At 65.2% G+C, this 25,161-nt stretch carries 23 protein-coding genes, 1 tRNA gene and 1 pseudogene; 14 read left to right on the forward strand and 11 right to left on the reverse strand.

Annotation, left to right across the window (positions count from 1 at the left end; all coding sequences use genetic code 11):
- A partial coding sequence (locus IT540_RS02880; protein WP_291173008.1) for a cytochrome c peroxidase occupies positions 1-568 on the forward strand: 568 nt, incomplete at its 5' end.
- A gap of 228 nt (positions 569-796) precedes the next feature.
- On the opposite strand, the gene IT540_RS02885 is transcribed toward IT540_RS02880, so the two are convergent.
- A complete protein-coding gene (locus IT540_RS02885) occupies positions 797-1,423 on the reverse strand; it encodes a hypothetical protein (protein ID WP_291173011.1) in 627 nt (208 codons plus the stop codon).
- A 58-nt stretch (positions 1,424-1,481) separates the two neighbouring features.
- Entirely contained in the window at positions 1,482-1,919 is a 438-nt protein-coding gene (gene bamE / locus IT540_RS02890) for an outer membrane protein assembly factor BamE (protein WP_291173013.1), read from the reverse strand.
- A gap of 279 nt (positions 1,920-2,198) precedes the next feature.
- Between bamE and IT540_RS02895 the strand changes: the two genes are divergently transcribed.
- From IT540_RS02895 to IT540_RS02935, 9 genes are all read left to right on the forward strand, one after another.
- Positions 2,199-2,705, forward strand: a complete 507-nt coding sequence (locus IT540_RS02895) for a ubiquinol-cytochrome C chaperone family protein (RefSeq protein ID WP_291173016.1) — start codon at positions 2,199-2,201, stop codon at positions 2,703-2,705.
- Complete coding sequence (locus IT540_RS02900; RefSeq protein ID WP_291173018.1) at positions 2,702-3,232, forward strand: DUF177 domain-containing protein; 531 nt, start codon at positions 2,702-2,704, stop codon at positions 3,230-3,232. Before IT540_RS02895 ends, IT540_RS02900 begins: the two co-directional genes overlap by 4 nt.
- 196 nt (positions 3,233-3,428) lie before the next feature.
- A complete protein-coding gene (gene plsX / locus IT540_RS02905; RefSeq protein WP_291173132.1) occupies positions 3,429-4,502 on the forward strand; it encodes a phosphate acyltransferase PlsX in 1,074 nt (357 codons plus the stop codon).
- 22 nt (positions 4,503-4,524) lie between these two features.
- Positions 4,525-5,502: a beta-ketoacyl-ACP synthase III gene (locus IT540_RS02910; RefSeq protein ID WP_291173022.1), complete on the forward strand. Its 978-nt coding sequence runs from the start codon at positions 4,525-4,527 to the stop codon at positions 5,500-5,502.
- Between the two features lie 189 nt (positions 5,503-5,691).
- Entirely contained in the window at positions 5,692-6,012 is a 321-nt protein-coding gene (locus IT540_RS02915) for an integration host factor subunit alpha (protein ID WP_291173025.1), read from the forward strand.
- A gap of 452 nt (positions 6,013-6,464) precedes the next feature.
- Positions 6,465-7,004, forward strand: a complete 540-nt coding sequence (locus IT540_RS02920; RefSeq protein WP_291173027.1) for a MerR family transcriptional regulator — start codon at positions 6,465-6,467, stop codon at positions 7,002-7,004.
- Positions 7,005-7,094: 90 nt separating this feature from the next.
- Positions 7,095-7,802 (forward strand): phosphopantetheinyl transferase, encoded by a 708-nt coding sequence (locus IT540_RS02925; RefSeq protein WP_291173030.1) that lies wholly within the window; start codon positions 7,095-7,097, stop codon positions 7,800-7,802.
- A gap of 37 nt (positions 7,803-7,839) precedes the next feature.
- A tRNA-Pro gene (locus tag IT540_RS02930) sits at positions 7,840-7,917 on the forward strand.
- Positions 7,918-8,108: 191 nt separating this feature from the next.
- Complete coding sequence (locus tag IT540_RS02935; RefSeq protein WP_291173032.1) at positions 8,109-10,049, forward strand: nucleoside-diphosphate sugar epimerase/dehydratase; 1,941 nt, start codon at positions 8,109-8,111, stop codon at positions 10,047-10,049.
- A 48-nt stretch (positions 10,050-10,097) separates the two neighbouring features.
- Here IT540_RS02935 and IT540_RS02940 read toward each other — a convergent pair whose 3' ends face one another.
- From IT540_RS02940 to IT540_RS02955, 4 genes are all read right to left on the reverse strand, one after another.
- Positions 10,098-10,877: a cobalamin-binding protein gene (locus IT540_RS02940; protein ID WP_291173034.1), complete on the reverse strand. Its 780-nt coding sequence runs from the start codon at positions 10,875-10,877 to the stop codon at positions 10,098-10,100.
- A 12-nt stretch (positions 10,878-10,889) separates the two neighbouring features.
- Positions 10,890-11,459, reverse strand: coding sequence for a hypothetical protein (locus IT540_RS02945; protein WP_291173036.1), 570 nt, complete (start codon positions 11,457-11,459; stop codon positions 10,890-10,892).
- Between the two features lie 144 nt (positions 11,460-11,603).
- On the reverse strand, positions 11,604-13,061 hold the full coding sequence (locus IT540_RS02950; RefSeq protein ID WP_291173038.1) for a DUF4332 domain-containing protein: 1,458 nt from the start codon (positions 13,059-13,061) through the stop codon (positions 11,604-11,606).
- Between the two features lie 101 nt (positions 13,062-13,162).
- The gene (locus IT540_RS02955; RefSeq protein WP_291173040.1) at positions 13,163-14,041 is read right to left on the reverse strand and encodes an alpha/beta hydrolase; all 879 of its coding nucleotides are present in this window, start codon (positions 14,039-14,041) and stop codon (positions 13,163-13,165) included.
- Positions 14,042-14,097: 56 nt separating this feature from the next.
- Here IT540_RS02955 and IT540_RS02960 point away from each other — a divergent pair.
- Positions 14,098-14,931 (forward strand): annotated as a pseudogene (locus IT540_RS02960) (fumarylacetoacetate hydrolase family protein); the annotation flags it as partial.
- Between the two features lie 248 nt (positions 14,932-15,179).
- On the opposite strand, the gene IT540_RS02965 reads toward IT540_RS02960, so the two are convergent.
- On the reverse strand, positions 15,180-15,386 hold the full coding sequence (locus IT540_RS02965; protein WP_291173043.1) for a hypothetical protein: 207 nt from the start codon (positions 15,384-15,386) through the stop codon (positions 15,180-15,182).
- A gap of 157 nt (positions 15,387-15,543) precedes the next feature.
- Here IT540_RS02965 and IT540_RS02970 point away from each other — a divergent pair, with 157 nt between their 5' ends.
- Entirely contained in the window at positions 15,544-16,065 is a 522-nt protein-coding gene (locus IT540_RS02970; protein ID WP_291173046.1) for a hypothetical protein, read from the forward strand.
- 242 nt (positions 16,066-16,307) lie between these two features.
- Here the strand turns inward: IT540_RS02970 and IT540_RS02975 are convergent, their stop codons facing one another.
- From IT540_RS02975 to IT540_RS02990, 4 genes are read right to left on the reverse strand one after another with little or no spacing between them, the layout of a single operon-like run.
- The gene (locus tag IT540_RS02975; RefSeq protein ID WP_291173049.1) at positions 16,308-17,021 is read right to left on the reverse strand and encodes an energy transducer TonB; all 714 of its coding nucleotides are present in this window, start codon (positions 17,019-17,021) and stop codon (positions 16,308-16,310) included.
- A gap of 26 nt (positions 17,022-17,047) precedes the next feature.
- Entirely contained in the window at positions 17,048-17,500 is a 453-nt protein-coding gene (locus IT540_RS02980) for a biopolymer transporter ExbD (RefSeq protein WP_291173052.1), read from the reverse strand.
- Entirely contained in the window at positions 17,500-18,210 is a 711-nt protein-coding gene (locus IT540_RS02985) for a MotA/TolQ/ExbB proton channel family protein (protein WP_291173055.1), read from the reverse strand. The genes IT540_RS02980 and IT540_RS02985 overlap by 1 nt, the downstream gene beginning before the upstream one ends.
- A gap of 25 nt (positions 18,211-18,235) precedes the next feature.
- Positions 18,236-18,685, reverse strand: coding sequence for a hypothetical protein (locus IT540_RS02990; RefSeq protein ID WP_291173058.1), 450 nt, complete (start codon positions 18,683-18,685; stop codon positions 18,236-18,238).
- Positions 18,686-19,307: 622 nt separating this feature from the next.
- Here IT540_RS02990 and IT540_RS02995 point away from each other — a divergent pair.
- Together IT540_RS02995 and IT540_RS03000 are read left to right on the forward strand one after the other, a co-directional pair.
- Entirely contained in the window at positions 19,308-21,893 is a 2,586-nt protein-coding gene (locus IT540_RS02995) for a TonB-dependent receptor (RefSeq protein WP_291173060.1), read from the forward strand.
- 412 nt (positions 21,894-22,305) lie between these two features.
- The gene (locus IT540_RS03000) at positions 22,306-25,053 is read left to right on the forward strand and encodes a TonB-dependent receptor (RefSeq protein WP_291173063.1); all 2,748 of its coding nucleotides are present in this window, start codon (positions 22,306-22,308) and stop codon (positions 25,051-25,053) included.
- Positions 25,054-25,161 lie beyond the last annotated feature (108 nt).

The following is a 25,161-nucleotide window of genomic DNA, read 5'->3' on the forward strand; positions in this document are numbered from 1 at the left end:
CTTCCCGGGCGAGAAGGATCCCGTGACCTTCGACAACATGGCCAAGGCGATCGAGGCCTTCGAGGCGACGCTGCTCACGCCGGCGCCGTTCGACAAGTTTTTGAACGGCGACGACGGGGCGCTCTCCGATGTGCAGAAGACCGGCCTCAACCTCTTCATGGATAAGGGCTGCGCCGCCTGTCACAACGGCATCAACGTCGGCGGCAACGGATACTTCCCCTTCGGCGTCATCGAGAAGCCGGGCGCCGAGGTGCTACCCGAGGGTGACCAGGGCCGGTTCGCAGTCACCAAGACGGCCGACGACCAGTATGTGTTCCGCGCCGCTCCGCTGCGCAACGTCGCGGTCACTGCACCCTACTTCCATTCCGGAAAGGTCTGGGACTTGAAGCAGGCGGTCGCCGTCATGAGCAGCTCGCAGCTCGGCACCGAGCTCGCGCCCAACGAGGTCGACGCCCTTGTCGAGTTCCTGCACACGCTCACCGGCGACGTGCCGCGCATCGACTATCCGGTGCTGCCGCCGGAGACACAGAACACGCCTCGGCCGACGGCCGAGATCTTGAAGCAATAAAAGCAAGAGCGGGAGAAGCAAGCCCCGGATCGGCTTCCGTTCCGGGGCTTCCGCATTGTGGGATCGCAGCGCTGGAGCGTGCGCTGAGTGCAGTACATCTCCGCGTGCTTGGCTCGGCTTCACAGCAAGCCTCGTCATCCCGGCGCAGGCCGGGATCCAGACACGCCTCGAATTGCCACAAGGCTTGCCGGACCTTGTCCGGACGCGCGATGTCGAAGTACGGTGATCCTACTTGCTGACCAGCCGGACAACCGCCGTGGCCGGAATGCGCCGCCGCCAGTCAAGGCGCACGCCGATGCGCTTTCTGAGCGTGCCGTCCCACTCGGTGTCGAGGCCTGCCTTGCGCAGCGCATCGACGATCACGCGCCCGACGGCGACGCTGTTGTCCTCGCCGCCGTCCACGTGGCCGTAGGTGAGGTAGAGGCCGTGCCCCTCCGCCGCGTTGTCCGTATCCTGCGTGTGGTAGAAGGCGAAGCCCGAGACGTCGAAGCCGGCGTCGATGGCGCCCTGGATCTCCTCGCCGATCTCGGCGAGTCCGCAGTTCTGGCAGCAGGAGAAGTCGTGCCGGGCGACGATGCCGCCGTCGTTCAGCGCCTCGAACGCGCGGTCGAGGCGATCGCAATCGGTGATCTCGGGCCACGTTGCCTGCGCGGCGAGGTGGGCGGCGAATGCCTTGTCGATCTCCGCCTCGCAGATGCGTTCAACCGTTTCCGCATCCGCGTCCTCGTGCTCGTCGAGGACGTATTCGACGGCCTCCTCCAGAACGTCCGCGAATGTCCGGTCGCCGCGCGCGACCGCCGTACGGACGAATCCGTGGACCTGCGCAACGAGCGCTGCTTCGCCGGGTTCGTCCATCGTGCGTCCTTCAGCCCACGTTGCGGCGCGGCCCGAACGAGCTGCCGCGGAGCGCTGCTCAATCCCCGAAGATCTGCTTCGTGCCGAGGTTGCGGAAGAGCTGCTTCAAGAGCCCGTCCTCGTTGCCGCCCGGCGCCGGCGTCGTGCGCGAGACGAAGTCGAAAACCTTGCCGTCCTTGAGCCCGTAGTTGGCCACGCGGTCGACGGTCGCATTCGGCGTGAAGTAGACGGCGAGCACCTGCCGGTCCACCTCGTTGCCCTTCATGAACGCGGTCCGCTTCTCGGTGCTCGAGATGTAGTAGTAGGCCGAGCCGTTGCCGTAGGTGGTGGTCGTCGTCGGCGTGCCAAGGACGAGCTTCACCTGCTCCTGGCCCATGCCGGGCTGCACCTGGGCGATGTCGGATTCGCGGAACAGGTGGCCGTGCTTGGTGATTTGCTCGCTGCAGGCCGAGATGACGACCATGGCCGCCAGCAGCACCGGCATCAGCGCGCGCAAGGCCAGATCTCTGGCCCTGCTGCGCTCAGCGCTTTGACCCGGTGCGTCCTCACGGCGCATAGTGCAACGACCCCTTGGGAGACTCATGTAACCCCTGTGCTCACGTCCCGCCCTTAGCTAAAAGGAGGCCGCAAGGCAACGGCGGGTCTTCACGGACCAAGATCGGTCCTATCGAAGGCCTGACACCCTTCAGCAAGAGGTTGAAAAAACCGCGTGCTCTCATGGTTTAGAAGCAGAGCCCAAGATCGGCGCACAGCAATCGACCTTTATGGCGCGATCGTGGCCCATGCCCGCCATCCCGTGTTTTTTGCGCGCCATGGTGTCCTCGACACCCCGGAAGGGCGCACCGCCATGATCATCCTGCTGATGTTTCCGCTGCTGGAACGGCTACAAAGCGGCGGCGCGCAGGAGCGTCGCATCGCCCGCCTCCTGACCGAGACCTTCATCACTGACATCGACGACTGCCTGCGCGAGATGGGGGTTGGCGACCTTTCGGTGCCGAAGAAGGTCAAGCGCGCCGCCCAGGCGCTCGGCGAGCGGTGCCTTGCCTACCGCCGCGCGGCCGCATCCCGCGAGCCCATGCCGGCGGTGGCACGCGAGCTGGCAGCCACCGTCCCTGGCCTGGACGCGGATCCGGAAGGCGCCGAGGCGCTCGCCCGCCTGACGCTGAAAGCCGTCGCCGATCTGCGTGCCGTCGCGGCCGAGAGGCTGCTCGCTGGCGCGATCGCCCTTCCCGAGCCTGCGGATATGGCCGCGCTCGCAGAACCTCCAAGAGGCGCAGCATGACCGCCCTCCGCGACTGGACCCATTTCGTGGCCGACATCGGCGAGCGCGGCTTGAGCCGCACGCGCACGGCGACTGACGAGGAGCGCATCGAGCTCGCGCGTGAGCTCGATATCCTGTCCTGCGAGAGCCTGAGCGTGGCCTATCGTATCGAGCCGCGCGGCGCGGGGCGTTACACGTTTTCCGGCACGCTCGAAGCGGAGGTGACGCAGGCCTGTGTCGTCACGCTCGATCCGGTTCCGGCCCGCCTGTCGGAGGCGTTCGCGATCGAGCTCGGGCCGGCCGATTCGCTGGAGGACGAGCAGCCGGCGTCGGGCGAGCGCGAGGTGTTGAGCATCCCGGACATCGAGCCGATCGAGGACGGCCGCATCGAGGTCGGCACCATGGTCTTCGGTATTCTGTCGGCAGCGCTTCCGCCCTATCCGCGCGCGTCCGGGGCGACATTCGACTGGGTTGATCCCAAGATCGCGGCCGATCCGGGCGGGGCAAGTCCGTTTGCCGCATTGGCGAAGCTCAAACCGCAGTCCTAAACCTTCGGCTTGCGGCACGCTGGATTCCGCAAGAGACTTTCGTCTGCAAGGGGGTTTCTACTCCGGGGATGCGCGATCCGCTCCCGGCCGGCGGAAATGAGTTGTTTCGCACATGCAAACGAGTATTTTCCCGCTGGCCCTGCTTCCGGGGGACGGAAAGCTGGCGGGCTCGGTCGACAGGATCAAGAAGCGCCAGATGGCTCAGCCGCGGACATTAGCGCTCGACGCCATGGGCGGCGATCACGGTCCCGAGGTGGTGGTCCCGGGAGCCGCGATCTCCCTTGAGCGCTATCCGGCGTTGCAGTTCATCTTCTTCGGCGACGAGGCGCGTATCGCGCCGGTCCTCGCCGCCCATCCGGCGCTTGCCGCGCGCGCGCGCGTCGTTCACACCACCCAGGTCGTCGCCATGCACGAGAAGCCGAGCCAGGCGCTCCGCCGCGGCAAGGGCTCGAGCATGTGGCTCGCCCTCGAGGCTGTGCAGAAGGGCGAGGCACATGCGGCCGTCTCTGCGGGCAATACCGGCGCGCTGATGGCCATGGCCAAGCTCATCCTGCGCCCGATGAAAGGCATCGAGCGCCCGGCGATCGCGGCCCTCTGGCCGACGGTCACCGCCGAATGCATCGTGCTGGACGTCGGCGCCAACATCGGCGCCACCGCCCGCCAGCTCACCGATTTCGCGCTCATGGGCGCCGCCATGGCGCGCGCGCTGTTCCACGTCGAGCGCCCGACCGTCGGTCTGCTGAACGTCGGCGTCGAGGAGATCAAGGGAGCCGAGGAGGTCAGGGAAGCCCATGCCCTTCTCAAAGAGGTCGAGCTGCCGCTCGAATACCGCGGCTTCATCGAGGGCGACGAGATCGGGCACGGCAAGGTGGATGTGGTCGTGGTCGAGGGCTTTGCCGGCAACATCGCGCTCAAGACCGCCGAAGGAACGGCCAGGCAGATCGGCCAGTATCTGAAGGACGCCATGATGCGCACCCTTTTGTCGCGCATCGGCGCGTTCCTGGCCCGCGGCGGCTTCCGGGTGCTCAAGGAGAAGATGGACCCGAGGCGCGTCAATGGCGGCACGTTCCTGGGCCTCAACGGCATTGCGGTGAAGAGCCACGGCGGCACGGACGCGCTCGGCTTTGCGAGCGCCGTGGATCTCGGCTACGAAATGGCCGAAAGCGGCCTGCTCGGCCGCCTGGCCGCCGATCTCGAGGCTTTCCATCACCGGCTCGGCACGGAGCAGCCGGTTTCCACGAGCGCCCTGGGCTCCGCGAAGCCCCAATAATCACGAACGAAGAGGATACACCTTGGCAGTCATTCGATCGGTCATCCGCGGTGTGGGCGCCAATCTGCCGAAGCGCGTCATGACCAACGCCGATCTGGCAAAGATCGTCGACACGTCCGACGAATGGATCGTCGAGAGAAGCGGCATCCGCCAGCGCTACATCGCCGCCGACGACGAGCTGACCTCGACATTGGGGACCGCCGCCGCCCACCAGGCGCTGGTGCGGGCCGGCATCGATCCCGTGGACATCGACCTCATCGTTTGCGCGACCGCCACCCCGGACCGAACCTTCCCGTCCACGGCCGTGCGCATCCAGTCCGCGCTCGGCGTCACCAAGGGCGCCGCCTTCGACGTGCAGGCGGTATGCTCAGGATTTGTCTATGCGCTGTCGATTGCCGACAATTTCATCAGGACGGGACAATCCAACCGCGCGCTCGTGGTCGGCGCCGAGACCTTCTCCCGCATTCTCGACTGGACCGACCGCGCCACGTGCGTGTTGTTCGGCGACGGCGCCGGCGCCGTCGTGCTTGAGGCCCAGCCGCAGCACGGCACACGCGAGGATCGCGGCATTCTTGCGACGCTGATCCGCTCCGACGGCCGGTTCGAGGATCTGCTTTATGTGGATGGCGGCCCGGGCTCGACCAAAACCGTGGGGCACCTGCGCATGAACGGACGCGAAGTGTTCCGCCATGCAGTGCAAAAGATTTCGGGCGTCATCGAGGAGACTCTGGTGGCCACCGGCTACGCGGCGGACGAGATCGACCTGTTCGTTCCTCACCAGGCCAATGTCCGCATCCTTGACGGCATCGCTAAGAAGCTTGGCATCGACCAGGGGAAGATCGTCAAGACGCTCGAAAAGCACGGCAATACGTCTGCTGCGTCGATCCCGCTAGCCCTTAACCAAGCCTTCGAGGAGCATCGTCTCGGAGAGGGCAGCCTGGTCCTCATGGAGGCCATGGGAGGCGGGTTTACGTGGGGTGCGGCGCTGGCCCGCTGGTGATCTCGCAATTGCGAGAGCGAGCGGGAGTGCGCCGCACAAATCCGCCCGCTGAAGGTTAAGAATCGCGCCGTCGAAACGATCGCTAATTATGTGTGCGATTTCAGTTGCTTGTTGCGATCTGTCATTGACCGCGCGCTCGCGTCTCGGTAGCATCAGGAATAATACCTAACTACGGGGAGGCGCTGCGTGATGAGCGGGAAGACACTGACACGTGCCGATCTGGCCGAGGCAGTGGTCCGGAAGGTCGGCCTGCCGAGGAATGAGTCTCAGGAGCTTGTCGAACTCGTGCTGAACGAGATTTCGGACAGTTTGGCGCGCGGAGAGCAGGTAAAGCTCTCGTCATTCGGCTCATTTGGCATTCGCCAGAAGGGTGAGCGCATCGGTCGCAATCCCAAGACGGGCAAGGAAGTGCCGATCACGCCGCGCCGCGTGCTGGTGTTCCGTCCGAGCAACATCATGAAGGACCGTATCAACTCCGGCCGCTCGCGGCGGACCAAGGCTGCTGAGTAGCCTCGCGGTCTGGTGAGCCGGAGTTCTGCGCGCGAATGACGCGCGTCAGCACGCGTGCGGGTGTGCCCCGATTTTTTTTGATGCGTGTGCGGCGTGCGTGATGCGCATCGCGTGAGCACTCGGGACGAGATGTGCTCGTGCGCTGAGCGTGCCGCGAAAAAAACCAACAAACCGTCGACAAGTCTGTGATGTCGCGATGCGGTGAGTCGCGCGCGCCGCTGTTGAAAAAAGCTGTGATCTTCTGATCCGATTGATCGAGACGGCGCGCGACGTTGGCGGTATGCTTGTCGAAGCAAGCTGTGGCGTGGGCGTTTGCGCATCTTCAAGCAATTCGGGATGCCAGTGTGAGTACGGCACTGCCCGCAAGGACTTGGCGGGTTGGCGCCGCGCGGCAGCGAAGTGCAAACCGGCGCGGTCCGGATCGTTCATGGCCAAGGCATCGAGGGGTAACGATGGGCAAGGCAGCGGAAGCTTTTCGAACCATCAGCGAGGTCGCTGAGGAGCTCGATGTGCAGAAGCACGTGCTGAGGTTCTGGGAAGCACGCTTCCCGCAGGTCCGGCCCATGAAGCGGGGCGGCGGACGCCGGTATTATCGGCCGGAGGACATGGAACTCCTGCGCGGCATCCGCCATCTGCTCCACGCCGAGGGCTACACCATCAAGGGCGTGCAGAAGATTCTGCGCGAGCAGGGCATCGATCAGGTGAAGCAGCACGGCCGCGCTCCGAGCGCGCGTGGGCTTCAGCCCGACGCACGCGCTTTGCCGGCGAACGTCCCGGCCATCGGCGGGGCAAACGCGCAGGGCCGCGGCCCGGTCGCCGTGCCGCCGGCGCGCCGTGGAGGCTCGCGTAGCCGCAGCAGCACCATCGAGCATTTGGCGACCGTCGAGGCTGCGATCAAGGAACTGGAGCAGTGCCGAGCTATTCTGCTTGAGTCGCTGGGCAAGACCGCGCCGGTCCGTGTGCCGCGTCGCGCACGCGCCGTCGGCGCGTAGGCCGCAAGCGGGGTATGCTTCCGCTCATGCGATGAAGGGCGGAGGCACCCGGCACCACGTGTGCCCTCGTGAGGCGCACGGGTGGTAACCATGGCAGAGACGGAGCTCTGGCTCGTTGATCTCGGCAAAACGGCGGCGGCCCTCGAAGCCATCGAGGCCGCGACGCCGCGCCTCTCGGACGACATCCGCCACCGCCTTCACGAGATGAGCGACGAGGCAGCCCGCCGCGAGCGCCGGCTGGCGCACATCGCGCTGCGCATCCTTCTTGAGAAAAGGCTTGGTCCCTGCATCCGTCGCACCCCGTTCGTCAGGAGCGCTCCCGGCAAGCTGTCGCTCGCCGGGAGCGACGTCGCCATCAGTCTGGCTCATACCGAGGGCGTAGCGCTGATCGCGCTCGGCGACGGCGACCCGCTCGGGGTCGACATCGAGCATCTGCGCCCCGTCCGTATTCCGGAGGAGCGCCGCGAGCCGATCGAGAGGGAGGCCGTGGCCCTCGCGCAAGATGCCCCTCTGGCCGGCCGCGATCGCGACGCGCGCTTCCTCAACGCCTGGGTTCGCATCGAGGCAGCCGCGAAGGCTGAGGGGAGCGGCGTCGGCCCCCTTCTCGAGCGCCTGCGGCCGGGGCGGCGTGCCCCGCTCGCGCGTCCCCTCGTGGTCCACGACGTGCCGGTATCCGCGGACGTGTTCGCGGCCGTGGCCATGGCGCCGGGTCGATCGCTGCCCCCACTTTGCCTGTTGCCCGAGACGACAGCCGCTATTGACGCACTTCTCGAGGCCGATGAGGGAACGAGCCGTTGACCGAAGGGCCGTTGCCGGACATAAGGGGGGCCGAAGTCGGAGCGTAGCGCAGCCTGGTTAGCGCACCAGTCTGGGGGACTGGGGGTCGGGAGTTCAAATCTCCCCGCTCCGACCATTTGTTTCAATGAAGTGACATTTTGACCCCGCTCTTTGCCTGCAACCGGCAATTGTTGATTGTTGTCCCCGGCGGCGGGTCATACTGTAGCCTCACTCCACGGCTCATCCCGAGAGGATGACGCGTGTCGGCAAACGGGTCGGGGTGCGAAATTGGGCAGTTCGGGGGCCGAGTGGTGGAATCTGACGCGCTTGCGCGATTGGATGCTGGCGCTGCCGCGCTACACCAAGCGAGCCGTCCTGGTCGTCGCTGACCTCCTTCTTCTCCTCATCGTTCTCTGGATCGCATTGTCGCTCCGCTACGGCACACCGTTTATTCCTCCCGATCTTATCGCCGTCGCCCTGATCACGGCCGGTCCGGTGATCACCGTCGCCACCTTGTGGCACTTCGGCATCTACCGCATGGTGACCCGCTTCATCGGCTATCGCGGCAACACGCAAGTGCTCGCCGCCGTCGCTTTGTCGGTGCTGATCTGGGCGCTCGCGCTGTTCATGATCGGCCAGTACGGCATTCCGCGCAGCGTCATCATCTCCTACGGCGTGTTTGGCGCGGCCGCGATCATGGCGTCGCGCGCCGGCATCAAGCTGCTGCTCGAGAGCGCCGGCATCACCTTTCCGGACGCCAACGCTGCGCGAGCCCGCACCGCAACGCTGATCTACGGCGCCGACCAGCTCGGCATCGCCTTGCTGCGCGCCATCCGCAAGGCGCGCGATCGCCACGTCGTCGGCTTCGTGGATTCGTCGCCAAATCTCTGGCGCCAGTACGTGAGCGACCTCAAGGTCTACCCGCCGCATCGCATCGGCCGTCTCATCGAGCGCGAGAAGGTGCGCGAGGTCCTGATCGCATTGCCGGGCAACCGCCGCCAGGAGCGCAGGCGCGTGCTGCAGGAGCTGGAGCGGTACCCGGTCGCGGTCAAGATCCTTCCGACCTACGAGGACGTCGCATCGGGGCACGTGAGCATGAACAGCCTGCGCGCCGTCGAGGTCGGCGACATTCTGGGGCGCGATGCGGTGGTGCCCGACATCGGGCTGATGGAGCGCCATACGGCTGGCAAGTCGATCCTCGTCACCGGCGCGGGGGGGTCGATCGGCTCCGAGCTCGTCCGCCAGATTTCCGGCCGCTCGCCGCGCCGCCTCGTGCTTCTCGATATCTCGGAAAGCGCCCTCTACAACATCGAGATCGAGCTTCGCCGGCGCCTTCGCAATGACCTCAAGCCGCCCGAGATCAAGGTCGTGCTCGGCTCCGTCACCGACGCGCGCCTCTTGGACCAGGTGATCGTCGAGAACGGTATCGAGGCGATCTATCACGCGGCGGCTTACAAGCACGTGCCGATGGTGGAGCTGAACCCGTTCTCCGGCCTTGAGAACAACGTCTTCGGCACAGTGGTGGCAGCGCAGGCCGCCCGCAAGCACGGCGTGGAGCGCTTCGTTCTGGTGTCGACCGACAAGGCCGTGCGGCCCACGAACATCATGGGGGCGAGCAAGAGACTCGCCGAGCTCGTGCTGCAGGCGGAGGCGGCCGGCAGTGACAGGGCGACGGTCTTCACCATGGTGCGCTTCGGCAATGTGCTCGAGAGCTCCGGCTCCGTCGTGCCGCTATTCCGCGAGCAGATCCGCAGCGGCGGCCCGATCACCGTCACGCACCCCAACGTGACGCGCTTCTTCATGTCGATTCCCGAGGCCGCGGAGCTGGTCATCCAGGCCGGCGCTATGGCGAAGGGCGGCGAGGTGTTCGTGCTGCACATGGGCGATCCGGTGCGCATCGATGATCTGGCGCGGCTGATGGTGCGCCTGTCCAACCTCGAGGTGCGCGACGAGGCCAATCCGCACGGCGACATCGAGATCACCTACATCGGTCTGAGGCCCGGCGAGAAGCTCTACGAGGAGCTCTTGATCGGGGTGCACACCGAGACCACCGAGCACCCGCGCATCTTCAAGTCGGACGAGCCCTTCCACACGAAAACCGATCTCTACCATGAGCTCGGCCTGCTCAAGCAGGCGATGGAGATACGCGACAAGTCCGCCGTGCAGTCCATCCTGAAACGCACCGTCGAGGGCTACCAGTCGAGCGTGGACGACGACACCTTCGAGCGCAACGTCGTAACCGAAAGCCGCTCGCAGACACTGCACTGATCCGGTCGCGAAAGAGAAAAGCCTTGTGTCGGTAACGACCGGGGAGGCCTAACGCAGAGCTGCGCGGATGGCGTCGAGGCCGTCGGTCAAGGCGGCGGGGCCAGGCTGCAGGATCAACGGCGACTTGATCTCGACGATGCGACCCGCTTGCACCGCCGGCACGGCGCCCCAGCCCTCCCGCGCCTTGAAGCTGTCGAGGCGCACCTTCTTTCCGCACCAGGAGGCGAGCACTACCTCGGGGCTGCGTGCGATGACCTCTTCGGAGGTGACGATGCGCTCCTTCGCCTCCGCCTTCGTGCTGAGCTCGGCGAAGATGTCGATGCCGCCCGCGATCTCGACCAGCTCCGACACCCAGCCGATGCCTGAGATCATCGGGTTGTCCCATTCCTCGAAATAGACGCGCGGGCGCACGGCTATGCCTTTGGTCTCGGCCGCCACCTCGTCGAGGCGCGCTTCGAGCCGGCGGGCGAGCGCGTCCGCCTTCTCGGGGCAGCCGATGAGCGCGCCGAGAGTGCGGATCATGGCGAAGATGCCGGCGAGGTCGCGCTGATTGAAGAGGTAGACCGAGAGGCCCGCACGGGCGAGATCCGGGATGATCGGTCCCTGGATGTCGGAGAAGGCGAGCACCAGGTCGGGCTTGAGCGCGGCGATGCGCGCCACGTCCGCCGAGGTGAAGGACGAGACGCGCGGCTTCTCCTTGCGCACTTGCGGTGGCCGCACGGCATAGCCCGAGACGCCGACGATGCGGTCCTGCTCGCCGAGCAGGTAGAGCGTCTCCACCGTCTCCTCCGTGAGGCAGACGATCCGCTCGGCCGGATAGCGCCGCAAGGTGCGCGCCGCTCAGGCCGAGACGGGGGCCGCGTGCACAGCCGGCTTCACCAGCGCCAGCGCCACGGCGGCGCGGTGGATGGCCAGGAAGCCGACATAGGCTACGGCGTTGATCATGAGCACCTCGCCCACCACCGCGAGCGAGAAGGAATCCCCCGCATACGACGTCGCGACGCCGAAGGCATAGAGTCCGGCCTGATAGACCGCGAAGGCCGCGATAAAGCTCGCCACGACAGCGACGAGCGTCGATTTCACGCGCGGGACGACGCTGGCAGCGGCGAAATAGCCGAGCACAGCTGCCGCGCCGATGGCCGCGCCCCAGGCATAGGTCTCCGCCGTGTGCGGGTAGCTGAGCAGCAGGAAGCCGACGGCCTGATTGACGAGCCAAGCGGCCACCACGAGGATCAGACCCTCGGTCCGCGACAGCGTCAGGGCAGCCAGCGCGGCGACGGCGGCGAGCGGCGCCACGCAGGCGAGCGCGTAGCTTCCGATCACCGTCAGTCCGGCGATGAGGGCGATCCAAAGGCCGGTGCCCGTGGTTTCCGAGCTGCGTTCAATCGAAGCTGCCGTTCTGTTGGTCATCGTGCGGTTCCTGTCACGTCTGCGGGCACCCCCGCGCCAATCCGTCTCCTACGGATAGTGCGCTCGCGGGGTGTGTCAATCCGGAAAGGCTACCGAAAAAGGGCGACAAAAGTCGTTCAAAGCTCTTCCCAAGGGCTCGTCACGTCAGGCAGCGCGTGCTGTTTTCGCCACGGCGAGCCAGCCCCTGATCCTCTCGATGTCGGGCGGCGCGCCCTCCCGCAGGATGCGCTGGCCGGCCGGTGTCGCAGCAAACGCGAGCACGTCGGCGCAGAGCTTTGTCTCCTCGGCCGCGGCGAGGCCTTCGGCGGTCCGGTAGCCCGCTCCGGCCAGAAGCTCGGCGTGGCCGCCACGCAGACCGGGGATGTCCATCATCAGCCGGCACTGGTCCTGCCACAGGAAGATCGTCTCCGCCTTTACGGTGCGCGAGCGCAGCGAGTCCGCAGTGAGATAGGCGGAAGCGGCGAGGAAGTCCGCGACCGTCTTGATGCCGAGTGGTGCAAGGCGCTTGGCCATGCGGGGGCCGATCGAGGGTGCGCGCTCGATGGCGTCGGCGTTGGCGAGGTAGGCTTTCGGACGGTCGGCCGGGACCAGCGTCGCGGGCGGCACAGACCGTGCCGTGGAGTGCGCGGCGGGCGGCGTCTCGGCGCCCTTGGCCAAAGCCGCGGCCCGTTGGGCAGCGCGCTCGGCCTGTCGCGGAGCCTCGATCTCCTGCGCATAGAGGTCGCGCACCACGCGGTCGTCCTCAGGCAGAGTCGCCTCCACGCGGCCCGTGGTGACGAGCTCGTCGTACATGGCCGTTACGATGCGGCGGTCCTCGGCGTCGGCGAGGCGCTTGGCGAGCGTCTTGGCCGGAATCCGCACCGCGGCCAGCGCGGTGTCGAGTGCGAGATCGACCTCCGGCGGGGCCACGGCGGCCTCCTCGAACGCGCGGTCGAGCACGGCGCCGAACGTCGCCGCAGCATGGACGACGAGTTCGCCCAGGATCTTGCGGCTGACAAGATCGAGGCCGGAGGGCGGATCGCTCACGCCTTTCGTGAGGTCGTAATGGGCGATCAGCGTTTCGTAGTGCGCATTGGCCTTCTCGGCGCCGGCGACGATCAGCTCGCGCAGCCAAGTGTCGCTTGTGGCAGCCGTGACCGTGAAGTGGCCGTGCGCGGCAAGGCCCTCCGCCCTCAGCGCGTCGTAGGAGCGCGAGATCGACCACTCCGCCGCGCGATGGATGCTGTTCTCGGCGTCCGACTGCCCGGTGTGGAACGGCTGGATGGGATCGGTGACGTAATGCGATAGAACGCCCGCGCTCCAGGCGGCTTCGGCCCAATCCTGGCGCCCAAGCGCATAGACGAGCGTCAAATACCATTCCTCGGCCTTGCCGAGCGCGCCGCCCCAATAGCCGTCGCGCACATGGAGGACGTGGTTCTTGAAATCCTTGAACTCGTTGTCCGGAGCCTTCGAGCCCTGCATGTAGGGCTCGGCGTACTTCAGGAACACGCGCTGCCAGTATTCGTATTCCGGGCATGCGAGATGGCGCAGCGCGTCGAGCGCGAGCTTGTGGTGTGTGCCGGTGGCGTGCGCGGCATAGACGATCCGGAACAGCAGCGACATGCGTCCTCTCTCCAGGCCAATAGCCCAAGGACATTGTTCTTGGGCCGAGTCGGCGCGCCGGAGAAGGTGGCGGCGCCCCGTCCCTGTGGAGTATCGGCAAGTCAAAGGAAATCGAGGAGCGATTTCAGCGTTTCCTCGGGAGCCTCCTCGGCCAGGAAATGGCCGCAGTCGAGCGCGTGGCCGGTGACCGGCGCCGTGGATTTCTCGCGCCAGGTGGCGAGCACGTCGAACATCCGGCCCACCGTGCCGCGTCCGCCCCACAGCGCGAGCACCGGCATGGTGAGCTTGTGGCCGGCGGCGTCGCTCTCCATGTCGTGCACCAGGTCGATGCCGGCCGCGGCGCGGTAGTCCTCGCACGCGCCGTGGATGGCGGCCGGATCGAAGTAGGCCTCCACATAGTGGCGCAGGATCGCCTCGTCGAAGGCGCCCTCGGTCTTGCACCAGGAGGCGATGGTCTGGCGGATGTAGGCGTGCGTGTTGTTGGCGATCATGCGCTCGGGAAGATCCGCCGGCTGGATCAGGAAGAACCAGTGGTAGTAGGACGTGGCGAACGCTTGGTTGGTGGCGGCGAACATCGTTGCCGTCGGGCAGATGTCGAGCACGGCGAGCCGCTCGACGGCGTCGGGGTGGTCAAGCGCCAGGCGATGGGCGACGCGGCCGCCGCGGTCGTGGCCGACGAGGCGAAAGCGCGGAAATCCGAGCGCACGCATCAGCGCCACCTGGTCGGCGGCCATGGCACGCTTCGAGTAGACGGCATGGTCGCCACCGCCGGGCGGCTTGCTCGAGGCGCCGTAGCCGCGCAGGTCCGCGGCGACGACGGTGAAGCGCCGGGCAAGGCCCCCCGCGATCTTGCGCCAGCACGCGCGCGTCTGTGGGTAACCGTGCAGCAGCAGCAGGGGCGGCCCGGCGCCGCCCTTAACGGCTGCGATCTCTAGGCCGTTGCCGCCGGGAACGGTGTGTGATGTAAAGCCCTCGAACATCGGCGGCCTCCTAGCCGCCCTAAATAGGCGAATTTGCGAACTGGGGGAAAGGTTTCATGAAGCTCGTACGGTTCGGCCCAAAGGACGCGGAGAAGCCCGGTGTCGTCGACGCGAATGGCAAGGTCCGCGATCTCTCCCAGCATGTGGCCGACATCACGGGCGAGACGCTGTCGCCGGAGAGCCTGGCGCGGCTGCGCGCCCTCGATCCCGCCTCGCTGCCGCTTGCGCCCGAAGGCGTGCGGCTCGGCGCGCCGGTCGCACGGCCCTGGAGCTTCATCGCCGTCGGCCTCAACTACGCCGACCATGCCAAGGAGACCGGGCAGGAGATCCCGTTGGAGCCGATCCTGTTCAATAAGCTCGGCAACACGGTCTCGGGGCCGTTCGACGACGTAATCTATCCCAAGGGCGCCAACCGCATGGACTGGGAGCTCGAGATTGCGTTCGTGATCGGCAAGCGCGCGCGCTACGTCGAGGAGAAAGACGCGCTCGACCACGTGGCCGGCTACACGATCTGCAACGATGTCTCGGAGCGGCGCTTCCAGTCGAAGCGCAACGGGCAGTGGGTCAAGGGCAAGGCATGCGAGACCTTCGCCCCGCTGGGTCCCTGGCTGGTGACGACGGACGAGATCCCGGATGCGGGCAATCTCTCGATGTCGCTCAAGATAAACGGCGAGGTGAGGCAGAAGGGGTCGACGTCGACCATGATCTTCTCGATCCCGTACCTCGTGTCCTACATCACGCAGTTCATGGTGCTCGAGCCGGGCGACGTGGTGACCACGGGCACGCCGCCGGGCGTTGGGTGCGGAATGAAGCCGCCGCAGTACCTCGTCGTCGGCGACGTGATGGAGCTCGAGATCGAGGGCCTGGGACTGCAGCGGCAGACCGTGGTGCCGTTCACGGGCGGAGGGCCTGCGTCGGCCCCAGTGCATCTAGGAGCGCGGGGGCTGATTCTTCGTCCGATCGACGTAGGTCGTGTCGATCAGGATCCTGATCCACTCGGTGTACCAAGTGTACCAGATGGCATAGGAGTAGGTGACGAGGTTCATCGGGCCAAAGACCGGATGCGTCAGTCCCATCCAGAGGTGGACCTTGTTCATGTCTACGCCGGGCATCATGGCAAATCTCCATTGTGAAGGGTTTACTGCGGCGCATTGGGGTCGCGAGGCGTCGGCGGCAACGACGTTGCGATCAGGAGATTGACCCACGACGCGTAGAGTGTGACCGCGGTCGCAGTCCACACTTGCGCCGGCACGAAGGCCAAGCTCATGGCATTCATCAGCGGCCAAGGCCCGCAGCGCTCCGCCAAGAAGCGCTGCCACTCGTCCAGCGCCATCAACTGGTGCATTTTTGGATCCTCCCTGGTTGTGAGCGCAGCCTCGCGTGTTCGCACTCGACGGTTGAGTGCGCTGGGCAGGCTTGCTATTTATCGGCAACGAAGATTGGGATTGTTAATCCCAGTCTCAATTGAGATACGGAATCCCAATCCCGGAGTCAAGCGCGCGATGGCGAAGGCGAGATCACGAATTGTTACGGGCGCCGGTGGCGGCAGCGACGAGGAGATGCTGGTTCGGCTGTTCCGGGTGCTCACCGACGAGCAGTTCGACTACTGGATCGCCTGCCTCAACAGGGCTGTCGCGGCGATGGGCGGCCGGCCCGATACCTTTACGCGCGACGACCGCCAGAAGACGATCTCCTACTGGTACCTGCTGATGTTCCTTCTCGAATCCTATGCGGCCCGCGAGAACCCGTTCGGCGTACGCAAGGGCGAAACCTGGCTCAGCGACGGCCTGCTGTCGATGAGCGCGCTCTCGCGCCACTTCAGGGATCGCTACAAGGAGGAGACCATCCGCCGCTACGTGTTCGATCTCAAGCAGTGCGGCCTGATCGCGCTCGACGGGCGCGGCGCCGAGGCGACGTTGCGGCTCTCGGCGCCGGCGATCCTGGCGCTCGCGGACACGATACGGCAATGGGTGACGACGTTCCGGGATGTCGACAGGCGCATCAGCAAGTTGCGCGTGTTCTAAGAGCCTTTCTGAATGAAGCAGTGCAGGCCCCCTCACCCGGACGCGATCTGCGATCGCATCCGACCTCTCCCCAACGGGGAGAGGTGAAGACGATCACGCCCCCACTTCACCTCTCCCCTGTGGGGAGAGGTCGCGCAGCGGTCCTTGCGAAGCATGGCTTCGCCATGACGCTGCGCGGGTGAGGGGGCCTGCACTTTTTGTTCTAATCGGAAAGGGTCGAGTCGCGGCGCCGGGCGCGCCGCTCAGCGCACCGAGAACTTGAAGGGGACCGACACGACCATCGGACCGTTGCGCCGGGCTTCGGTCGGCATGGCGGGGAAGGGAGCCGCGCGCTCGATGGAGGCGACGGCCGCGTCATCGAGCAGCTTCGAGCCCGAGCTGGCCGCGATCTCGCGCGAGATGAGCTCGCCCTGCTCGCCGACCGTGAAACGGATCACGACCGTCCCCGAATGCCGCGAGCGCGGATTGATCTTCTTCGACGAGATATGCGCGAACAGCTTGCCGCGATAGGCGGACATGGCCGTCGTGTCGCCGCCCGTCTGCTTTGCGCCGGAGGCCCGCTGCTCGTCGACGGCGATCTCCGTCTGCTCGATGGCTGCGATCTGCTCCGGCTCGACCTCCTGCACCTCTTCGGGTTTGGGCTCGTGGGTGACCTGCTCCTGCTCCGGTCCGAACTCCGAGCCGATGACGTGCTGCACATCCTCCTCGAGCGGCTTCACCTCCTCCATCGGCGGGACGGACTGGACCACGGGTGGCGGCGCCTCGACGGCATCGATATTGGTCTGCGCCTCGCCGATCCTGGACAGACCCTCGATGGCGATGCCCTGCTCGACCACGAATGTGGTGTCGCCGGTGCCCTGATCGAGCGCTGCGCCACCGGGCGTGATCAGGAAGAACCCCGCGACGGCACCGTGGAGCGCAAAGGAGATCAGCCATGTGAAGAACCGCAGGTTCATCGCGCGTGGCGGCTCCGCATCCTCTGCTATTGAGCGCCCTGGGGCTTGGGTTGCGAGAGCAGCGAGACGCGACCGTATCCGCTCTCGCCGACGCGGCCCAGAACGTCCATCACGTCGCCGTAGTTGCTCTTTTTGTCCGCGCGCACGTAGACCACCGTATCGCCCTCGACGGCGCGCAGCTCCCTGAGCCGCGGCACGAGTCCGTCAGGAGAAACCTGCTCCTCGCGGATGTAGAGCGCGCCGTCGCCTGCGAGCGAGACCACCATGGCCTTCTTCGACTGGCTGACACGGGCGGCCGACGTGTTCGGCAGCTCGAGCGGCACACCCGCCACCATGAGGGGAGCGGCGACCATGAAGATGATGAGGAGCACGAGCATCACGTCCACCATGGGCGTGATGTTGATCTCGGCCATCGGCCGATAGCCGCCGTCGTCCTCGTCGCCCGACTGCGGGGCGCCATTTCCGACCGCCATCGCCATCAGGAAGCCTTTCCTGCCCGCAGCGGCTCGGCGCCGACAGGACGGGCAAAGCCCTCAGACTGGGGGCGCGAAAGGCGCCTCGCGAGCTCTGTGATGGTGGTGTTGCCGCGGTTGGCGCCGCGCCCGAGCGAGACTGAGATCATGTTGTAGGCCATCACCGCCGGGATCGCGGCGGCCAGGCCGAGCGCGGTGGCAAACAGCGCTTCCGCGATGCCGGGCGCCACCACCGCCAGCGACGTATCCTTCTGCTGCGCGATCGACGTGAAGCTGTTCATGATGCCCCACACCGTGCCGAACAGCCCGATGAACGGCGCCGCCGATCCGACGGTCGCCAGGAACGGCAGCCCGACCTCGAGCCGCTGCAGCTCGCCCTTGAGGGCCGAGCGCATGGCACGCTCGAGGCGGGCCCTGAGCTCGCCGCGCGGCTCGTTGCGGCCGCCGTCCTCGGCTTCGTGATGGGCCGCCGACAGGAGCGTCCGCACGAGGCCGCGCGGGGCATCGGCGGTCACGTTGTCGCCGACCGTACGCTCGAGGCGGCGCAGGTCGCGGCTGAGCTTGGAAAGGCGGATCGCCTTTTCGAGGATGATGGCCCAGCACGCGACCGAGGCGAGCACCAGGATGAGCATCACCGCTTTGACCACGGGGTCGGCTTGCAGAACAAGGCCGTATATCGAGAAGTCGTGACCGGCTGCGGCGGTAATCTGCTCCACGGTGGATACCCTTTACAAATGCGTACTACTTCGTGAGCTGCGCGCTGGTGAGCGATTTGACCGTCACGCCCGCGAGGCAATTCTCGACGGGACCCGCCTCCGCCTTGCATTCCACGACGTCGTTGATGAGGAAGCTTCCGATCTTGTCGCACGCGATGTTGTCGAGATCGAAGAGCTTCACGGTGCGCTTCTGCGCCTTGAGCGGCGCAAGATCCATGGCGAAGCGCCGTCCGATGACCCCGTCCTGCTGGAACAGCACCAGATCCAGCTTGAAGGCCGTGTAGGCCGTGTCGTCGTCGTTCTGCACGACGACGTAGGCGCGGCAGCCCGAGCCCTGGGGCTCGAGCTTGTTCAGCTCCACGGACAATGCCTTCGGCTGTGCCGAGGCCGGCAGGGTACCGAGGGGCAGAACGGATGAGCAGACGACGGCGATGATGCCGAGGGCTTTGCCTCTGGCAGAGATCTGGCGGTTCAAGAATTGCCTCCTAGACTTCAGATTTTCTGGCTGGCTTTGACGCGCCCTTTATGTCTCACCGGACATTGCGGGGCGGCCTGCTGGCTCGTTTTATTATAACCTGACACGGGACCTATCGTCCCCCACGCCCAGTCTTCCCAACAGCTCGAGACTTGCGCCCGTGTGCGTGGCCCGTGCGTCCGCTTCGATCTGCTGCCGTATGAGCAAGGTCAATATCGCGAAACGGCGACGGGAATCAACTGAATGCGCGGGAACCTTTGGAGTTCGAGGCTGGACTTTTTCATTGCAAGCCCTCGATCTCTGCTCGCCGACAGTGCCGCAAATGCATGGCGGAATTTGCAAAAATACAAAGTTCACCGTTCGCGCGACATTGCGCCGTAGCTGGCCGCGGCCGACAGCCTCGTCCGGGCTGCACAGGAACTGGGAGTAATTCCGAAGTGAATCGGGAATAATTCCCGATGCGGGTGCGCAACATACTTCGCCAATTCGCTCGACGATCCCGGTATTTGCGCCGCTGCTTCGTTGCCGGAACGAAATACTGTTCGTAGTATATCCTCAGTAATTATGCGGATGTGAAACTCGGTCCGGGTGTCGCGTCTCAAGACCTAGGGGAGGATGGGGAATGAAGCAGGGAATGGTGCGCATGGCAGTGGCCTGCGGGGTCGTTGCTCTGGGGTTGCAAGCCGCACGCGCACAAGACGCCGGTAACGCCCAGCCTCAGCCCGCCGCGGAGGAGCTTCCCGCGGTCGACGTTGTCCAGGAGACGCCGGTCCAAAAGACTGCTCGCCGCAAGAAGGCGGTGCCTGTCTCGCCGCTCGCCACGGCTCCGTCCGCCGTTCCTGCATCTGCTCCGGCTCCAGCGGAAGCCCCGGCCATCACGGGCGCCTCGGGCGGAGGACTGGGCTTCGGCAATCCGGCAGACATCAAGGTGCCGAGCGCCGTCTCGACGGTCACCGACGACGACATCACGCGCGATGGCACGAAGCAGATCCAGCAGGTGCTGCAGCAGCAGGTGCCTGGCATCATCCTGTCGGACGCCGCCGGCAACCCTTTGCGCGCTGAGGTCTCCTACCGCGGTTTCGATGCATCGCCGGTGGGTGGCCGTTCCCAGGGTCTCGCCGTCTACCAAAACGGCGTCCGCATCAACGAAGCCTTCGGCGACACGGTCAACTGGGACCTGATCCCGACCAATGCCATCGACTCGATGACGATCGTGAGCAACAACCCGGCGTTCGGCTTGAACGCGCTGGGCGGCGCTGTCAGCATCATCATGAAGGACGGCTTCAGCTACGAGGGCGGCGAGATCGACGTCATGGGCGGCTCGTTCGGCCGCGCGCAGATCGGCGCGCAGGCTGGCATGCATAGCGACAACGTCGGCGCGTATGTCGCCTATGAAGGGCTCAAGGACGATGGGTTCCGGGATTTCTCGGATTCGGAGATCAGCCGGTTCTACGGCGATCTCGGATTCCGGGGAACCGCCGCTGAGCTTCACTTCAGCCTGACCGCCGCGGACAGCACCGTGGGTGTGACGGCGGCTGGTCCGCTTGAGCTCCTTCGCAGCGACTGGTCGAATACCTTCACGTCGCCGCAGGATACGGAGCTTCAGATGTTCATGCCGACCATCTCGGGGTCGGTGCAGGCGACGAACACGCTGAAGTTCTCCGGCGTCGGCTACTACCGCAACTTCAAATCCAAGGTCATCGACGGCAATCTGTCTGAGGTCGAGGAGTGCGAGGACCTGGACTGGGGCGGGCCCGTTCCGCCTGAGGCCGACGAAAAGCTGTGCTTGGCCGAGGAAGGCGAGGATCCGGATCCGGGCGATCCCGACGACGTCATCGTCACCGGTCCGGGCTTCCCTGACGGTGTGGATGAAGACGCCGTGCGTGGGCCTCTGGGATCCATCGAGCGTATCAACACCAAGGCGGAAAGCTGGGGCGGAACGGTGGAGGCCGTCGAAAAGACGCCTCTGCTCGGCCGGCCGAACCAGTTTGTGGTCGGCGTCAGCTACGATCACGGCGAGGTGGACTACAACACCTCGAGCGAGCTGGGCACCATTGGTCCGAAGTTCGTGGTGGACGGCAGCGGCATCATCGTGACCGGTCCCGACGACCTCGCGCCGCGTTCGCTCACGACCGAGAATGACTATGTCGGGCTTTACTTCTCGAACACGATGGATGTCACCGACGCGTTCACGCTGACGGTCGGTGGCCGCTATAACTACGCCCGCATCAAGATGACCGATCTCACCGGCGACTTCGAGGAGCTCAATACCACCAACACCTACGAGCGCTTCAACCCGATGGTCGGCGGCACGTACAAGATCATGCCCGGTCTTGCGCTCTACGGCGGGTATTCGGAGGCGAACCGTGCACCGACGGCGGCGGAGCTTGGCTGCGCGGAAGAAGGCAACCCGTGCTTCATCGAGAGCTTCCTGACGGACGACCCGCCCCTCAAGCAAGTCGTCTCGCGCACGGTCGAGTTGGGCCTTCGCGGCGAGAGCAAGGGGTATGACAGCCGGTTCAGGTGGAGCGCAGGACTTTTCCGTACGCTCAACGAGGACGACATTCTCAACGTCGCCTCGCAGAGGACCGGCCGCGGCTACTTCCTGAACGCGGGCGATACGCTCCGGCAGGGTGTCGAGCTGGCTGCCGCGTACGAGACGCGCCGTTTCCGCGTCTATGGAACCTACGCGTTTGTCGACGCTACGTTTGATAGCGATCTTCTGCTCCCGGCGCCGAACACACCGGCTGGCGCCGTGCAGTGCGACGATCCCGACGAACTCGCCGACGATGATGACGAAGCCTGCAATGCGGTCAGCGAAGGAGACAGGCTGCCCGGCGTTCCGCGCCACCGCTTCAAGGCTGGCTTCGAATACTGGATCACGCCGAAGTGGAAGTTCGGCTCGGATCTCGTCGCGGCGAGCAACCAGATCTTCTTCGGCGATGAAGCCAACAACAACAAGCCGCTTGGTGGCTACTGGCGCGTCGACCTGCATACGTCCTACGACATCACGGACAACATCCAGGTCTATGGGCTCGTCAAGAACGTCTTCAATCAGAAGTATGGGATCTACGGCACCTATTTCGACCCCGAGGAGGCGAGTGAAGCCTCAGACACAACAGGTGTGGTCTTCAACGAGGACGAGCGCCGCTCGATCGGCCCATCGATGCCGTTCGCGGCCTACGGCGGCGTGAAGGTCCGCTTCTAGGTCAACACGCTCTTCGGGTCGCATGCGACGGCCCGAAGCATCGTCCAACCGTCTCATGGCAAGGGCCACGTGATTCTCTTTGGCGACGCCAGGAGCAGGATCGCGACACTCGAAAGAAAGGAGCTATGAAAATACGTAAGTAAAAATACGTCAGCATAATCGAAGTAATATCGTAGAAATACGGAGGTATATTCATCTAAATTCGGGAACTTCCACCGTATTTCCAACGAGTCTTAGATGCGTAGGTGCAACAGCCGACGAGTTTCGGCGTTCCCGAGAAAAATCGGGAATTAGTACCATTGTTCCCTGCTCCCTCTCCACCGATAGCTAATTTTGGCAACAAGGAGGCCAACTGGTGGCAACGCACCACCGGAAAGGTCCCACGGGGGATTGTCATAGGGAGTGGGAAAGAATGGCAAGTAACAGAATTCACTGGAGAAAAGCCGTCCTGATGGCGAGCGTCGCCTGTGTCGCTTCGGCACCGGCGCTTGCCCAGCAAGCGGCTGAGCCGGCAGAGGGGCTGCCGGAAGTCGAGGTCATTCAGAAGAAGACTCCCGCCGCCAAGAAGAAGGCCGCCGCCCCCGTGGCGAAGAAGGCCGCACCGGCTCCGTCGCCCACGCCCCAACCTCCCCCCGAGGTGATTGACGAGGCTCCGGAGCTGGCCAACTCGCCCTACGGCGCGGCCAACAGCGGCGGCGCCCAGGCACGCGCCGAGCAGTCGGCCCAAACGCCCATTAATCCGACACAGCTCATCCCCCAAAACCTGGAAGGCTTCTCCTCGGCGGGCACTAACCTGACCCCGGAGCTCCTGACGGAGCGCCAGCCCCGCAACCTCAACGAGGCAATGACACGCGTGCCGGGCGTGATCGTCGTCAACGATGACGGCGCGGGTCACCACGGCGGCGTCTCGGTGCGCGGCTCGCCCCCGCGGCGCTCGCGCAAGATGCTCATCATGGAGGACGGCCACACCGTCAACCTGGCCCTGTGGCTCGATCCGTCGGTGCACTATTGGGCGCCGATCGAGCGCACGGAAAGCGTCGAGGTCCTGCGCGGCACAGTCATCACGCACGGTCCCAACAACAACTTCGGCGTCATCAACTCGCGCAACCTGTCGCCGTTCGGACCGGATGAGACGGTCGTCAGCTCGGCCATCGGCTTCACCAAGAACAAGACCGGCTCGTTCACGCCGATCGAGATCGAGGACGACGGCAGTCTGGAATTCGGGGACACGGTGTCGCGAAAATCCGATACGGACATCTCGGCTCGCTGGCACGTTCACACCCGGCAATCGGTCGACAACGTCGGTGTCGTGCTCTCGTACACCGGCTTGAACGCCCAGGGCTCCTGGGACACCGAGCGGCTGCGCGTCAACGATTTCTACGGCGCGCTGGGTTGGAAAGGTTCGAGCTCCGACGTCGTGGTTTCGGTGACGCATGCCCGTCAGAAGGACAGCTACGACGAGCAGAACTTCCTCGGCAACTACGAGATTGAAGGCGTCAACATCGGCCCGACGTCCGGAGACGACGACGAGGACGAGGAGGCCGCGGTCGAGATTGCGGAAGGCATCGCCGAGCAGTTCGCCGGTCTGGCGGAGCAGCAGTTCAAGCTGCTGAAGCATTGTAAAACGTGCTTTGCCCCTGCCTCTGTCTTCAATACGTACACGGGCGAGGTCTGGCGCGGCCAGGTCGTGCACAACGCCTATCTTGACGACGACACCACCATCACCAGCCGGTTCTATGCGGGTTACCACCGCCGTGATCGCTATCAGCTGATCTCGCCCAGTGCATTCCCTGACAACACGCTGGGGGATGTGCCGGAGATCGACGATGATGAGGTTATCTTCGGATCGAACACCATGTTCGGCCGGCTCCGGACTTTCCGTCATGTCGGCGGCGAGGTGCGGGGCGAATGGGCCAACCAGCAGTTGCTCGGGTTCAAGCAGGATCTCCAGGCCGGCATTCGCTACGAATACCAGGACATGACCAACCGAAACTTCCTGGGCGCCGACGGCGAGATCTTGAAGGACGGTGATGATGTCGGCACGACGATCTTCGATCGCTCGCTCGACGCCAACACGGTCTCCGCGTTCCTGCAATCGAACATCTACGTGGCGCGGGACTTCAACGTCGTTCCCGGCATCCGGTTCGAGTGGTTCGAGGTCAACCGCCGCAACCGCGTGATCGCCGAGGAAGAGGGCGAGGCCGGCGAGGCGGACGACTGCCCGGCCGGGTTCGCCACGGACGACTGCCTGGAGATCGATGGCATCGACTTCGATCCGGCCAGGCCGCGCGAAAGCTTCTCGAGCTTCAACGCTCTGCCCGGGATCGCCTTCGCCTACACCGGCCTCAAGCGGACGACGGTGTTCGGCGGCTATCACCGCGGCCTGACGACAAGCGTGCTCAGGAACGAGAATTTTCCGTCGCCGGATGAGATTGGCGACAACTTCAATCTCGGTCTGCGCAGCACGGCCATCCGCGGCATCGACTTCGAGGTGGTCGGCTTCTACCAGCGCCTGAAGGACTTCCAGTTCGGCGAGTCGTTCTCGTCGGTCACGGGCGACCGCGAGTTCGGCCGCGCCGATGAGGCCGAGATCAGCGGCGTCGAGCTCTACGGACGCCTCAATTCCCAGCCGTTCACGGGCGGATCATTGAACTTCTTCGCCGAGGCCAACTACACCTACTCCCGAGGCATCCTGAAGAAGGCGTTTACGTTCGAGGACGACGGCAGCATCGACGACGACTTCAGCGGCAACCGCATTCCGGAGGTACCGTGGCACGTTGCAGCCCTCACGCTGGGTGTCGAGCAGAACACGGGCTGGCGCTGGGACGCGAGCGTGACCTGGACCTACCGCGGATCGTTCTTCACCGACGCCGCCAACACACCCTACGGCTTCGGCGGCGAGGTGGAATGCGAGCACGACGGTACGGTTGCCGGTGACGAGATCTACGAGTGCGAGATCGAGGAGGCCGGCGAGACCGGTGGCGTGCCGGACGTCTGGCTCTTGTCTGCGCGCTTCAACATGGACATCGGTGACACCGGTGCCAGCGTCTGGGTCGCGGGCGACAACCTGCTCGACAAGCTCTACATCACCGACCGCGAGGACGGCATGAAGCCCGGCATCGGCCGCACGGTGTGGGCGGGCTTCAAATACACGTTCTGATTTCGCTCACGGCTTCTCCCGGATTGCGAAACGGCAGGACGCGGCGCTTCGAAAGAAGCGCCGCGTTCCGCTATTTTTGAGGGCCGCAGGACGTGAGCCGCGCCAGCC

It is taken from the genome of Hyphomicrobium sp. (genome assembly GCF_020852195.1).
Taxonomy (GTDB): Bacteria; Pseudomonadota; Alphaproteobacteria; order Rhizobiales; family Hyphomicrobiaceae; genus Hyphomicrobium_C.